This is a genomic window from Sphingopyxis fribergensis (genome assembly GCF_000803645.1).
Classification (GTDB): Bacteria; Pseudomonadota; Alphaproteobacteria; order Sphingomonadales; family Sphingomonadaceae; genus Sphingopyxis; species Sphingopyxis fribergensis.
The window spans coordinates 236,265-249,977 of the sequence record NZ_CP009122.1 but is presented as its reverse complement, the minus strand read 5'-3'; the positions used below and the strand labels follow the sequence as shown (position 1 = coordinate 249,977).

Annotated in this window: 14 protein-coding genes; 5 read left to right on the top strand and 9 right to left on the bottom strand. The window is 59.7% G+C overall.

Annotation, left to right across the window (positions count from 1 at the left end; translation table 11 throughout):
• Positions 1–11: 11 nt before the first annotated feature.
• Positions 12–950 (bottom strand): 3-hydroxyacyl-CoA dehydrogenase NAD-binding domain-containing protein, encoded by a 939-nt coding sequence (locus tag SKP52_RS01085; protein ID WP_039570720.1) that lies wholly within the window; start codon positions 948–950, stop codon positions 12–14.
• 182 nt (positions 951–1,132) lie between these two features.
• Between SKP52_RS01085 and SKP52_RS01080 the strand changes: the two genes are divergently transcribed.
• From SKP52_RS01080 to SKP52_RS26825, 4 genes are all read left to right on the top strand, one after another.
• Complete coding sequence (locus SKP52_RS01080) at positions 1,133–2,014, top strand: LysR substrate-binding domain-containing protein (protein ID WP_052207697.1); 882 nt, start codon at positions 1,133–1,135, stop codon at positions 2,012–2,014.
• 1,080 nt (positions 2,015–3,094) lie between these two features.
• Entirely contained in the window at positions 3,095–3,316 is a 222-nt protein-coding gene (locus SKP52_RS24385; RefSeq protein ID WP_052207696.1) for a hypothetical protein, read from the top strand.
• Between the two features lie 9 nt (positions 3,317–3,325).
• Positions 3,326–3,487 (top strand): SDR family oxidoreductase, encoded by a 162-nt coding sequence (locus tag SKP52_RS25085; protein WP_081997142.1) that lies wholly within the window; start codon positions 3,326–3,328, stop codon positions 3,485–3,487.
• Between the two features lie 375 nt (positions 3,488–3,862).
• Entirely contained in the window at positions 3,863–4,066 is a 204-nt protein-coding gene (locus SKP52_RS26825; RefSeq protein ID WP_148308974.1) for a hypothetical protein, read from the top strand.
• Between the two features lie 155 nt (positions 4,067–4,221).
• On the opposite strand, the gene SKP52_RS01065 is transcribed toward SKP52_RS26825, so the two are convergent.
• From SKP52_RS01065 to styA, 4 genes are all read right to left on the bottom strand, one after another.
• Positions 4,222–4,884 (bottom strand): OmpW/AlkL family protein, encoded by a 663-nt coding sequence (locus SKP52_RS01065; protein ID WP_052207695.1) that lies wholly within the window; start codon positions 4,882–4,884, stop codon positions 4,222–4,224.
• Positions 4,885–4,950: 66 nt separating this feature from the next.
• On the bottom strand, positions 4,951–5,496 hold the full coding sequence (gene styC / locus SKP52_RS01060) for a styrene-oxide isomerase StyC (RefSeq protein WP_228383774.1): 546 nt from the start codon (positions 5,494–5,496) through the stop codon (positions 4,951–4,953).
• 58 nt (positions 5,497–5,554) lie between these two features.
• On the bottom strand, positions 5,555–6,052 hold the full coding sequence (locus tag SKP52_RS01055) for a flavin reductase family protein (protein WP_039570716.1): 498 nt from the start codon (positions 6,050–6,052) through the stop codon (positions 5,555–5,557).
• A 56-nt stretch (positions 6,053–6,108) separates the two neighbouring features.
• Positions 6,109–7,473, bottom strand: coding sequence for a styrene monooxygenase subunit StyA (styA, locus tag SKP52_RS01050; protein ID WP_228383773.1), 1,365 nt, complete (start codon positions 7,471–7,473; stop codon positions 6,109–6,111).
• 24 nt (positions 7,474–7,497) lie between these two features.
• On the opposite strand from styA, the gene SKP52_RS01045 reads away from it, so the two are divergent.
• Positions 7,498–8,466, top strand: coding sequence for a LysR family transcriptional regulator (locus SKP52_RS01045; protein WP_052207694.1), 969 nt, complete (start codon positions 7,498–7,500; stop codon positions 8,464–8,466).
• Positions 8,467–8,469: 3 nt separating this feature from the next.
• Here the strand turns inward: SKP52_RS01045 and SKP52_RS01040 are convergent, their stop codons facing one another.
• From SKP52_RS01040 to paaK, 4 genes are read right to left on the bottom strand one after another with little or no spacing between them, the layout of a single operon-like run.
• Entirely contained in the window at positions 8,470–9,972 is a 1,503-nt protein-coding gene (locus SKP52_RS01040; protein ID WP_039570714.1) for an aldehyde dehydrogenase family protein, read from the bottom strand.
• Positions 9,973–9,983: 11 nt separating this feature from the next.
• Entirely contained in the window at positions 9,984–12,059 is a 2,076-nt protein-coding gene (locus tag SKP52_RS01035) for a 3-hydroxyacyl-CoA dehydrogenase NAD-binding domain-containing protein (RefSeq protein ID WP_052207693.1), read from the bottom strand.
• A gap of 7 nt (positions 12,060–12,066) precedes the next feature.
• Positions 12,067–12,372 (bottom strand): EthD family reductase, encoded by a 306-nt coding sequence (locus SKP52_RS01030; protein WP_039570711.1) that lies wholly within the window; start codon positions 12,370–12,372, stop codon positions 12,067–12,069.
• Between the two features lie 22 nt (positions 12,373–12,394).
• Positions 12,395–13,690, bottom strand: coding sequence for a phenylacetate--CoA ligase PaaK (gene paaK / locus SKP52_RS01025; protein WP_039570708.1), 1,296 nt, complete (start codon positions 13,688–13,690; stop codon positions 12,395–12,397).
• Between the last annotated feature and the right edge of the window lie 23 nt (positions 13,691–13,713).

The following is a 13,713-nucleotide window of genomic DNA, read 5'->3' as shown; positions in this document are numbered from 1 at the left end:
TGATTGCTGGTTCAGGGCAGCTCGGGGGCTTGAGCCTTAAGCGACAGCAGGCGGATAAGTACCTCGTCGCGCTCATCCTGCAGGGCTGACAGCGTGTGGCCGCTCAATTCCTCTTCCACGCCTGCAACGGCCTGCGCCCTTACTTGCGGAGTGAAGGAAAGATCGCCCAGATCGTGCCACCAGGTTTGAATCGGGGGGCCGAGATGATCGATGACATGTCCGATGCCGCCGCTGCCACCAGAGAGGTGGAGATTGAGGAACGGCCCCAGCAGTGCCCAGCGCAGGCCCGGTCCATGGGCGATCGCCGTATCGACGTCGGAAACCGAAGCAATGCCCTGATCCACAAGATAGAAGGCTTCTCGCCAGAGGGCCGCCTGAAGGCGATTGGCCACATGGCCCTTCACTTCGCGGCGAATGTGGATGGGCTTCTTGCCGATGTCCCTGTAGAAGGCGAGCGTGCGCTCGATAACTTCGGGCGTGGTGTCATTGCCGCCGACAACTTCGACCAGCGGGATGAGATGCGGCGGATTGAACGGGTGGCCAAGCACCACGCGTTCGGGATGGCTTGCGCCTCCCTGGATTTCCGAGATCAGGATGCCTGATGATGAGGTGGCGATGATCACATCATCCGCCACGGCGGCCGAAATCTCGGCAAGGAGGATCCTTTTGATATCGACCCGCTCGGGGCCATTTTCCTGTACGAAACCGGCGCCCGAAAGCGCTTTGGCAGGATCGGGATCAAACGTCAGACGATTCATGGAGGCGCCTGGCGCCAAGCCAATTTTGATCAGGGCGGGCCAGTACTGGGCGACAAGTTCCCGCAACTTTTGTTCGGCGCCAGGAGCAGGATCGGTAGCGCCCACATCGAAGCCGCGTGCAAGATAATAGGCTGCCCAGCTGGCGCCTATGACTCCGCATCCAACAATGCCGATTTTCTGAGGTATGTTCACCTATCTGCTCCACATGAAATTGCACACGCTCCATCGGATTGGGCGTAGAGCGGCGCGTTGTTTCCCGACGAGCCCGAAAGCTTGCCTTCGAGCTCGGGCCTTGATTGCAAGGAGGAGATAGGTCGCAGTTGCCAGACTTACCAAGACTTGGTAGCTCTACTAGCCATGCTCAGGAGGCATGGATGGAGCTTCGTCATATCCGGTATTTTGTGGCCGTTGCGGACGCAGGGAGCGTGAGCGGAGCGGCGCGGTCCCTGCTTCATACATCGCAGCCTTCGCTCAGCCGACAGCTTCTCGAACTGGAGGATGAGCTTGGTATCCGGCTCTTCGATCGACGATCGCGTGGCATCGTTCTGACCGATGCTGGCCAGGTCTTTCTTGAACATGGCCGCCGCATTCTCAAACAGGTCGAGGATGCAGCGGCAGCAGCAAAAAATACGCCCGCCATCCTTCGCCTCGGTGTGCTGCCTGGGCTTGAACTATCCATCCTGCCCCGACTGATGGAACTTGCAAACGGCTACTCTGCTGATGCCGATATTCGGGTCATGAGCGCATCGTCTCCACGCATCATAGACGAACTGCGCACAGGCAACCTTGATATGGCGTTCATGCGTCAGGATGAAGATGCGGCCGATATTCATTTTGAGATTGCCGGTTATCATCACGTCATGGTCTTCCTCCGCGAGGACCATCCTCTCGCTGCAAAAGCGCAATTGGACTACGCCGACCTGATTGACGAAATATATGTCTCTGTTGGCCGAAGGTCGGCACCGGCTTTACGATCAGCCATTGATGCATGGGCTCAGCAGAAGGATCTGTCTCTTATCCCGGTTCATGCTGCGGCCAATATTGCATCCGCCCTGTCACTCATCCTCTCGGTGGGTGGCTTCTCACTCCTGCCGGAATATGCCGCGCGCCTGCTGCTCAACGGCGTCGTGACACGCCCCCTTGTCGAAGGCCCCACTCCTATTCCTCTCATGATCGGACACAGGCCCAAAAATCCGTTCAGATCAAAAGATCTCATGGAGGCTATAAGAACTGCATGGAGCGCCAATTTCGTCTGATAGCTATCAAGAGCCGCAGACAGCCACCCCGCTGCCCATAGTGGCGGTTGGCGCAATCCATCAATATCTTATACAGTATGCGCTATCCCGCAGGCTGCAGCATTGAAAGGACACATGCGCGACACCCATCATTTAGAACAGCGTGCAAGCTATGATGCATATCTGTGCGCGCTTGGGACGAAAGAGGATAAGAAATATCAGTCGTGTAGCTAATGAATAGCTTGGTCGTGCGCACTGTTAGCGGAGGTTTAAGCGATCCGCTTCTGTCCCATTCGACATAGATGTTCCGGATGGTGCGCAACGCATCTCGGAATCGGGCCCTGTATACCTCATCCATTTGCCGCCCGGCAAATTCTATGCCCTGCTCGCGAAGGCCACGGCGCAGAAGTTTGGCAAATCGCCTTTCCGCTCTATGGCGATCGAACCACCTTGTCGGTGCATTGAGGAGGCCGATCTCGATGCTCCAGAGAATGAAGAGCGCGCATTCTAAATCGAGGCGATCGTTAGCACGGGCATCATAAGTCCGATAGGTCGTCAATATTGCCTGTTTCAACTCTTCAAAGCGACTACCGAAGGCACATTCCGCGCCCTTGCAAGCGTCAAGCAACGGAAACCAACTCATTTGGCAGCGTCGGTTGAAGTGGGCGCCCGATGAGCACTCAGCACATAGTGACCGCTCCGAGACCAGAAACCCACACCAGCCGTAAACCGGCCACTTGGTTCAAGAAGCACAAGCATCCCGGGGCGTCCTAAAGCTTCCGCGATGGCATTCGATGCGACCTTCCTGGCATGCCCCTCGTCCGAGGCTTCAAGAGACATGAGAACCGGCACTTCATCCGGTCCCGTAGAAAATGTGAGATCGAACGGCGGCACGTCTGCAACTCCGATTCTTGCCTTAAATCATCATGCGTTGATTAAACATGAGATGCTGGCAGGTCAATGCCACAAGGTGGGAATTGTGGAGCGCCATCGATCGGGAGCGGGTCAAATGACCTGTATGCTTGCGGCGAAACAAATCCTCGCAAGGCACTCGATCGGTTGACGGCGGACTCTCATCGAAAGGACCGCGACTATGGCCCTTTGACGGTAAAGCAGGTTTTGTCACCGGGGCCAGCCGGCATCGCGCGTGCCACCGCCGCGGCCTATGCGCGCGAGTACGCCAGGGTCGTCATCGCCGACATCAAGGAAAAGGACTTCGAGCGCATCATAGCGGTCGATGCGAAAGGCGTCTGGCTGTGCATGAAATACGCTATCCAGCATATGAAAGCGCATGGCGGCGGCGTGATCTTCAACACAGAATAGGAAGCGGCGTTGTTCGGCACGCCGAATGTCGGGACTTATGGCGCCGCCAAGCATACTGCGGTCGGGCTAACCAAGACCGCTGCGGGCGCAAATGCCAATATGAATATCCGCATCAATGCCATCGAGCCCCCGGCGATAACCACGCCGACGGTTGTCGACCTGGCCAAGTAAGCGCAGGAGTTGCTACCCGATGGAATTGCGTCGACCGCATTGACGGCGGGGTTGAGGATGGCGTCTCAAGCTGGGGCGCATCGGCGCAGCTCCGCCACGCACCTGCCGCCAGTACCATTTCGATTCGCATCGTCTCGCTCACCGTTCGATGGATTTGCTCGGACATGCTACAGACGAGGCGATTGGGATCAAAAACCTTTTCGAGTGGCTGCTGGGTGCGAAAGCGAGGAGCCGCGCGGTTAGCATCGCGGCGGTTTGGGCGCGCTCCCGCGCATCGTCGCCGTAGCGCAGTGCCTTGTCGTCGCCCGCTCCGGACCTTCGCCGCCGACGCAAGTCGAGCGAACCGATAACGATCGCCAACATGTTGTTGAAGTCATGCGCGAAATCGCCGGTAAGCTGGCCCACCCTTTCCATCTTCTGGATATGGCGCAATTGCGCTTCGACCTGGTCGCGAGCCTCGGCTTCAGCGACCTGGCATTGGCATCCGCAGATTTCCAAGTCGAGCCGCAGCTTCGCGGATTGCCGCGTATGCGAGTAGAACCACAAGCACCGCGCTCAAGCAAAGAACAAGGCGGGTGATCTGCGTGAAGCGTCCTCGTCATCATTGACGGCGGGATGGGTTCCCAAGGCCGGCGATGCTCGGTTGCGACACCTGAGACATGTGATCGACGTCATTCCATGCTGCCTCGGGCTATTTTTACGGAAGGCCGTGTACTCGGCCCGAGGCGAGGCACTCAGAAGTGAAAGCTGATACCGCCAGTCACTATCAGCGGATTGATCTTGATCTTCGCATCGGCAGGCACACCGCCGACATTACCGCGGGCCGTCGTATCGAGCACAATCTTCTTGGCGTCGATGAACAGGCCGAAGCGATCATTGATCATGCTTTCCGCCCCTGCCTGGAAGGTAACGCCGACAGAGCTCTTGACGCGCAAGTTTTGGACTGCTCCATCCTTCTCACTGAGCACGATCGTATAGTTTACGCCGGCCCCGATATAAGGGATGAAGCGAGGGCCGAAATCCGTCACGTGATACTGAATGGCTGCCACTGCGGGCCCGTATGTGATCTTGCCAAGCTTGACACCGGCAAGCGGGCCCGTACCGACCAGAGTGGCCGTCGGGGGCGCCCCGACTGTCAGTGAAACCGAGACATTGGGATTGAAATAGTAACCCGCCTCGATCTCGCCGGTGAAGTTGTTTTTGGCGGTCACGCTTGCGCCAGGCACTATTTGGCCACCGAGCCGGATTTTCGCGCCCTCATCATAGATGACCTCGGCTGGGCCGGCCCGAACGAACCAGTGCTTGAACGTTGGCGCATCGCCATCAGCAGCCCGAACCGGGTTCGCAAGCGAGAGACTTGCGGCGACAACCCCGAAAATGGTCAGTTGCTTCTTCATACATCCTCCCTATGGCGCTCGGTTGACGGGCGCTCTTGTGATTGACTTGAAATCCGTCGGCGAGGCTCAGTGGCGCGCGTCCCGCAACGCCTGTATCCCGATTGCAAACAGTGCGATCATGACGAGAACACCGAAGAGATAGGCCGGCGCCAGAGCCAAGAAACTGAAGATGTTCGCCTCGCCAAAACGGTTCGCCGTGAAGTTGAGCCCGCGATTGGGTGCGAAGTTGCCAAAGAAGTAGAAGCCGGTGTTCGACCAGCCGTCGAGTACGACGATGAGGCCCCAGATTCGCGCCCATTTAGGCGTGAACGATAGCAGGGGAAGGCAAAAGGCGACGGTGATCACCATAAGACCGTTCAGCACGGGTCCAGTGTGCGCGCGCGCCCAACCTTCAGCAGTGCCGGGAAGCTGGAAATCCCAATGAAAGCCGGGGAAGATCGGAATGAAACCGCCGATGAGATACATCCAGAGGCCGAGGCCTCCGACCAGGGCTGCGAAGATCATCAATACGCCATTGCCGATCATCATCTTGCGCAGTGCCGCGCGTTCGCGCTCTACGTCGGGCGCAGCGTCCACCCCACCAGCCGCGGGCTGTGCCGCCAGAGTTGCCATAACATCTCTCCTCATTACATCTCTCCTCATTATTGTTATGCATTGTTATGCGATTAGATCAGGCCGCGTTCGCCATCGGCAGTACGTGGAACCTGCCGCCATGAAAGATGAGCGGTGGATTCTCGTCGAAATAGGCACTTTCGATGATACCGAAGAAGACGATATGCGTGCCGGCTTCGACGGCCTGATCGACGCGACATTCCAGGGCTGCGAGGGCGCTCGACAGGATCGGCAAGCCCCGCTCCTCCCCTCGGATCCAGTCGCCGTGGCCGAAGCGCTCATCGCCCTGCAGCCCCCCCCTCCCGGCGAAGACTTCAGCAACAGGCTGATGGTGCTCGGCGAGGAGGTTGACGGCGAAATGACCCGCTTCCTTGATCATCTGGCAGGTACCGGTCGCGGTGTTGACGCAGACCAGGATGGTCGGCGGCGCAGCGGAGACGGAACAGACGGCGGTGGCAGTGACGCCGCGACGCTCACCGTTGTGCGCGGTCGACACGATGCTCACGCCCGCAGCCAACCGGGACAGCGCCTGCTTAAACATTTGGTCGGGAACCATCGATTTATCCTCTCACTTCGGTGAGATTGCCCCCCCAAAGGGGGGCAACCCATCACTCATTCTGCGGCGACAAGTTCTTCGGCATCGTTGGCGGGCGTGCCGAGCCGGGCCTGGATCCACGCCTGCACGCGCTCCGGGCTCGAAAAACAGTCCCACTGCTTCTCCGGGAAATTGAAGTTCTCCGTGAACTCGTCGGCCAGTTTCGGATTCTGACTGACAGCCCCAATGAACTGGAGAAGATTGGGATCGAGGGTCGCGAGCGACGAAAGCATGTAGTTGGTCCAGCGCGTGGCGCTCAGCACGCGGTCGCGACGGCGGGCGTCGACCTTTTCCATGAAGCGCTCGTCGAGCACGTCATTGGCGACAATCTCTTCGCCCAGTATGATCGCCGCGTAAGAGGCCATGTTTGCCCCCTGCCCCAGGACCGGGTCGACGACGGCCTGCACATCGCCCAGCGCCACGGCGATCTTGCCGTTCGGCAGCTTGGCATAGCTGTTGCGGACAGTCGGCGTAACGCCACCCTGCAGAATGTCGAGCGGGCCATTGGCCAGATCGAACTCCTCGAGGTCAATGCGCTCGTAGCAGGTTGGATAGTGCTTCTGTAGCTTCTCGAGGAGAAGCGCGATGAAGGCCTTGGGGTCGTCATCATATTTGGTCTTGGCGAGAATTTCGAGATCACCACCGATATGGTTCTCGATCACGAGCGCGTTGACCATGCCGTTGAAGGAGAGTGTCGGGATCTCGATCATCTCGCCGTGGCCGGGCGAGAAATACATCGTCAGCGCACGGGTTTCGGGCTCGCGGATGCCTTTGAACAGGCCGACGCAGAGAGCGCGCTGCGGCCGATCGAACGGCGAGTAGGCAGGCTCGTGGGTGAACATTTGTCCAAACGGACCCTTGCCGGTGCAAACCACGAGGAGATCGAATTCGTCGGCAATCGCATCGAGGTCTTCGTGTGCGATCTGCCCATATTCGATGTCGCCGCCACGATCGATGAAGTCCTGCATGAGCTGGGGTTGATAGATGCGGTAATCGACCGCACGACTCGGTGCGACGAGGTCGCCATAGAATTGAAGCGGCTCGGGGGTGCCGATGTAATAATAATGCCCCTTGTAGCCGACATCCGGCCAGTGGTTCACGCCCAGCTTGTCTTCGCGCTCTACGGTCACATGATGGTGCGCCACCGTGTTGAGCAATCGCATGCCGGCATATTCTTCCGGGCGACGATCGGTGAACAGCTTAACCTCGACACCGTTCTTGAGAAGGTGCAAGCCCAGTTTAAGGCCCGCGGTGCCCGCGCCGATAATTCCGATCTTTTTGCTCATGCCATTCATCCTTTCCTGGAGTGAAGCTTTCCTGGGGTGAAGCTTTTCTTTTCTATTTATCGACCGAGCGGTCAGGCGTAAATGACGCAAATCCACTATGATATATGCGAAAGAGAATAAATGACTGATCGCATCGAAGCTTACGCCGCGTTCGCCCGTCTGATGGAATTGGGAAGTTTCTCCGCAGCCGGACGACAGCTCGGAATCTCCCAGTCCACGGTCAGCAAACATGTTGCAGGCCTGGAAAATAGCCTTGGTGTTCAACTGTTTACGAGAACCACACGGCGTATCAGTCCGACACCGGAGGCCTCCCGAATCTACGAACATGTGCAACATATGCTTGATTCCGTTGAGACCGCCCACGCTCTCGTCAAAGGCCAGCAACCCGAGGCCGCCGGACTTTTGCGGCTGGCGTTGCCCGAATCGCTCGGCCGCACCCTCCTCTTCCCTCTGGTGCGCTCGTTCATGGCTGCCCATCCTTTGATCAGCCTCGATGCGGTGCTGAGCGACAATGTTAAGGACATTGTCGCGGAAGGCTTGGAGCTTGCTATTACCACGGCCGCGCCGACGGAAGGATCCTTGATTACCCGAACCATTCGCGTATTTGAATGGGCGGTCGTGGCCTCTCCGGCCTATCTCGCAGCCCACGGCGCGCCTGAGAGCGCGATCGATTTGGAGGCCCATGAGATCGTGCGTTCCACCCGAAACGCAAGCGGCCGTCTGGAGTTCGATTCGGAAAATGGCCGACAGGTCGTGCAACTATCGGGTCGTCTGTGTACCAACAGTGACGAGGCCGCCTATCAGGCTGCGGTGGCGGGCGACGGGATAGCCATTGTACCATCCTGGCTGATCGACGATGACGTCCGCGACAAGAAGATCAGGCGTCTCCTGCCGGATTATTATCTGCCCCCGATAACGGTAACGGTGATCTATCCGCAGACCCGCTTCCTGTCGCGACGTGCACGCAGTTTCATCGACCACATTGCCACCGCGGTCGCGAGCCAGCCCCGCGACCGCGCTCCGGTCCGTCGATCCTTTCCGTCCGTAGCTAGGGGGACCGAGACCAACGGCGGTCAAGCCGACCGCTGATGCTTAGTGCGCGATGCACACGGACTTTACCTCGCTATAGCCGTCCAGCGAATGGATGCCGAAGTCGCGGCCGATCCCGGATTCCTTGTAGCCTCCAAACGGCATATTGGGATCGATCAAGTTGTGGCAATTGACCCAGACCGTGCCGGCCTTGATCCGGGGTACGAGGTCCATCGTTTTCTTGAGATCGTTAGTCCACAACGAGGCCGTCAGGCCCATTTCGGTATCATTGGCAAGGTTGATCGCTTCGTCCTCATCGTCGAAGGGGGTGACGGTGACCAGCGGCCCGAAGACCTCCTGCCGGGATATGGCAAGCTGCGCTCCCGCGCCGACTACAACGGTCGGCCGGACATAGTAGCCAGCGCGGTCGGGACTTTCACCTCCCGCGACAATCTGGGCGCCATCCTGACGCGCGCGCGCTATATGGTCCAGAATCTTCGCGCGGTGCTGTAATGAAACCACGGGATTGATCTGCGCGGCCGTGTCCAGCCCTGGGCCCATGGTCATACCATCGACCGCGTGGGCAAGAGCCTTGATGAAGGGATCATAGATGGCGCGCGCGATATAGAGCCGCGAGGAGGCCGCGCAGACCTGACCGTTGTTGAAAAAGCCGCCGAGGATTGCACCCTGGACCGCCTGTTCGATGGGCGCGTCGGCAAGGAAGATGGCGGGGTTCTTGCCGCCAAGTTCGAGCGAGGTGCGCAAAAGCCGGTCCGATGCAGATCGCGCGATCGCCTTGCCGGTTGCGGTCGAACCGGTGAACGTGATCTTCGCCACGAGCGGATGATCGACCAGCGCTTTGCCTGCCTTGCCGTCACCGGTGATCACGTTGAGAACACCCGCGGGAAGCCCCGCCTCCTTCGCCAGACTCGCAAGCCGCAAGCTCGTAAGCGGCGTGACTTCCGATGGCTTAAGGACGACGGTGCAGCCAGCTGCAAGCGCCGGCATGATTTTCCACAGCCCGATCATCATCGGGAAGTTCCACGGTGCGATCGCGCCCACGACGCCGATAGGTTCGCGGCGCGTCGAGGCCGTGAAACGTGCACCTGGAATCGCGCCGATCGAGACGTCGAACGTTTCCCCGGTGATCTTCGTCGTGAGGCCAGCGACGTAACGCATGTAAGCCGGTGCGCCACCGACATCGACGAAACGCGAGATGTTGATCGACTTGCCCTGGTTGAGCGTTTCGATCTGCGCCAGTTCCTCCGCATTGGCTTCGACCAGATCGGCAAACTTGAGGAGCAGGCGTTCCCTCTCGGCGGGGGCAATGCCGCTCCAGACGCCGCTCTCGAACGCCTTGTGGGCAGCGCGCACGGCATGATCGACATCGTCGGGCGACGCATTGGCGACGCTCGCGATGGGTTCTCCGGTCGAGGGATCGAAGACGTCAAGTCGTTCGGTACCCTTCGCAGCGCGCCAGTCGCCATCGATGAAGAGCCCGTGATCATGCCCGATGAAAGTGGAGACCGCGCTGAGCGGGGTTACGTAGGATTGCGCCGTTGCCATGTCGTCTCTCCTTAAGCGGCATCTTGTGTTGATTGGCCTCGAGGGTGCATCTCGACGTTGCTGTCATGCGGATCGGCAGATGGCCACCAGCGGCCGAAGGGGCCTTGCGCATAGCCACGAAGCGCCGCGACACCGACATCGCCGGCCTGGTTCAGATGGAAGATCGGTCCTCCGCGGTGGCGAGGGAAGCCATAGCCGTTCACGAAAACCACATCGACGTCGCCTGGCCGCGCCGCGATCCCTTCTTTCACGATCTGCAGTCCTTCGGCGGCAGCCGCAAAGATGCACCGCTCCACGATTTCGTGGGTATCGATGTTTCGAGCTTCGACGCCAAAATTCTCGCGCGCCGCCGCCACGATGTCTGCCACTTCGGGGTTGTCGCCCTCGACCTTCCCGTCACAATAGAGATAAAAACCAGCGCCAGTCTTGCGACCGTGAAATCCACGCGAAACCAGCGTGTCGTGGACGCGGAAAGCAGCAGGCTCATAGGATCCCGGTTCCATGACCATCCGTCCCTTGTGACCGATGTCGATCCCGGAGAGGTCCGCCACGGCAAAGGGTCCCATGGCCATGCCGAAGTCCGTCAAAGCCTTGTCGACCCGCGAGGGTGTCGCGCCTTCGAGCAACAATAGCCCCGCCTCCCGGTTGTAGGCACGCAGCATCCGGTTGCCGATGAAACCGTGGCAAACGCCAGCGACGACCGGTATCTTGCCGGTTCGGCGGGCGAAAGCGAGCGCGGTCGCCAGCACCGCCGGATCGGTTTTGCGCCCGCGCACGATCTCCAGGAGCTTCATGACATTGGCCGGGCTGAAATAATGGAGCCCCACCACCTGGCCGGGTCGGTCGGTTACGGCCGCGATTGCGTCGATGTCGAGATAGGAGGTGTTCGTCGCCAGGATCGCCTCGGGCCGCGCGACGGCGTCAAGACGCCTGAAGATCGAATCCTTGACCTCCATGGTTTCGAAGGCGGCCTCGATAATGAGATCCGCTTGCGCCAACGCCTCATAATCGGTTGCGCCGGTGATATTGGCACGGCGCTCGGCCGCTACCTCGCTGGTCAGTCTTTTTCGCGCGACCCCATCGCCATAGGCTCGCGCGATACGATCGAGCCCGGCGGCAAGCGCCGCTTCATTTTGTTCGATGAGGGTGACCGGAAAGCCTGCGTCCGCCACGCTCATCGCGATCCCCGCGCCCATCGTGCCCGCGCCTATGACGCCGACGCGTGCAACACTGCGCGCGGCCCCGCCCTGTCCTTTCGCGGCTTCCCGTTCCGCAAAGAAGATGTGCCGCAGGGCGGCGGCTTGCGGGCTCGATCGTAATTCAAGAAAACGGGCCCGTTCCTCGGCCACACCGGCATCATAGGGACTTTGTAGCGCCAAACGGATGAGGTCTATGGCGATGCCGGGAGCGAGTGCGCCCCGCGATTTTCTGACCGTGTCCGCCTTCAGGTGGGCGAGCGCTTCAATTGTGGCGGTCGATGTCGCGACATTCCCTTCAGACAGACGTCGCCCGTCGAGCGACTGCCTGGCGACATCTCGAGCCCGCTCCACAGCTTCGATCTCGAGCGGCCTTTCGGCGATCCAGTCGATCAGCCCGATCTGCAGCGCGCTTGTCGCATTGCGCGGCTTACCGGTGGCAACCATGTCTGCGGCGACAAGGGGATCGACAAGACGGGGCAAGCGTTGCGTCCCGCCCGCGCCAGGAATGAGACCCAGGGTCGTTTCAGGAAGTCCGAGCCTGGCGTCTGCGCTTGCCAGCCGATAGTGGCATGCTAGGGCGACTTCCAGCCCGCCTCCGAGCGCCTGACCGGCGATCGCCGCAACGACCGGCTTTGTAGAAGCCTCGATCGCCTCGACGACTTCGGGAAGATGTGGCGGCTCGGGCGGCTGGCCGAACTCCCGGATGTCCGCGCCTGCGATGAAGCTCGCGCCGGTACCGATGATGACGACTGCATCGATATCCTCATCGGCCCCGCGCACAATCCCATCGATCAGGCCGCGGCGCTCGACCCTGGACAAGGCATTGACCGGGGGATTGTCGACTCTGAGCAGAAGGATCCTGCCGACGATTTCCTGATGGATGGGCATGGTCCGTTCAATCGCCCAGGGTGTGACCGGTCATGACCGTCAAAATGCCAGGCGCAAAGGCCACCGCGTCGGCGCCAACTGCGACATTTTCATCGCTTTTCATGGCGGTTTTGAAGCTGTCCGTATCAGCGAAATAAAGCTCAGCCAGGAGAAAATTGCCCTCCTCGCCCATCAATGTGCGGTCAATCCGCGTGACTTCGGTCTTCAACAGCCCCGGTATCTTCTCGACCAACGGCAGATGGACGGAATTATAGTGGGCGAAGAAAGCCGTCTCATCGGCCGGAATTTTATAGAGCGCCATCAGCTTATGCATGGTCCGGATTCTCCTGGGGAAATTACGCCTTGGGCCGCAAGTCGAGCACCCGTGTAGCCTTGCCACCGGATCGCACGAGCGAACCTGCCGGTTGGATATCGACCGCGACCGTGATGCCGATCATGGTCTTGATCCGTTCGGCGAGCCGCTTGCCATCACGCACGCATTCGTTGTCGCCGATGCCCGCCCGCCCTTCGACAAGCAGTTTCACCTGATCCATCCGGCTCGGGCGCGTGATCTCGATCAGATAATGCGGCGCGAGCGCAGTGCAGCCGAGGATATGTTCCTCAATCTGGGTCGGAAAGACATTCACCCCACGAATGATCATCATGTCGTCCGAGCGGCCAGTGATCTTTGCCATGCGACGCATGGTCCGTGACGTACCCGGCAGTAGTCTGGTCAGATCGCGGGTACGGTAGCGAATGACAGGCATTGCTTCCTTGGTGAGCGAGGTGAACACAAGCTCGCCCTCCTCGCCCTCGGGCACGACCTCGCCGGTCACAGGATCGATGATCTCAGGGTAGAAATGATCTTCCCAGATGGTCGGCCCGTCCTTGGATTCAGCGCATTCCTGCGCCACACCGGGGCCCATGATTTCCGAGAGGCCGTAGATGTCGACGGCGCTGATGTTGAATGCCTGTTCGATCTCGGCGCGCATGGCTTCTGTCCACGGTTCTGCGCCGAAGATGCCTGTCGTGAGCGAGGTGGTGGCCGGATCGATGCCCTGTCGCCGGAATTCGTCGAGTATCGACAGCATATAGCTGGGCGTGACCATGATCAGTTCGGGCCGGAAGTCGCCGATCAATTGGACCTGCTTTTCGGTTTGCCCCCCAGACATCGGAATGACCGCGCATCCGAGCGCCTCTGCACCATAATGGGCGCCAAGGCCGCCGGTGAAGAGGCCATAGCCATAGGCGATATGGACCTTCATTCCCGGGCGCCCGCCCGCCGCGTGGATGGATCGTGCGACCACACCTGACCAGGTTTCGATATCCTTCCTGGTATAGCCGACGACGGTGGGCCTTCCGGTAGTTCCCGACGATGCGTGGATGCGCGAAAGTTTCTCTTGCGGGACGGCGAAGAAGCCGAACGGATAGGCGTCTCGCAGATCGGCCTTCGTCGTAAACGGAAAGCGGGCCAGGTCCGCAAGCGTTCGAAGGTCATCCGGGTGTACGCCCGCCGCATCGAACTTCGCACGATAGCGGGGATTGCCTTCATAGGCGTGACGTATGGACCAACGAAGCCGCTCGAGCTGAAGCGCGCGAAGTTCGTCGACCGAAGCTGTCTCAATGGGTTCAAGTGCAAGCGCGGTAGCCATTTTCCTCTCCTCTTTCCCGGCTC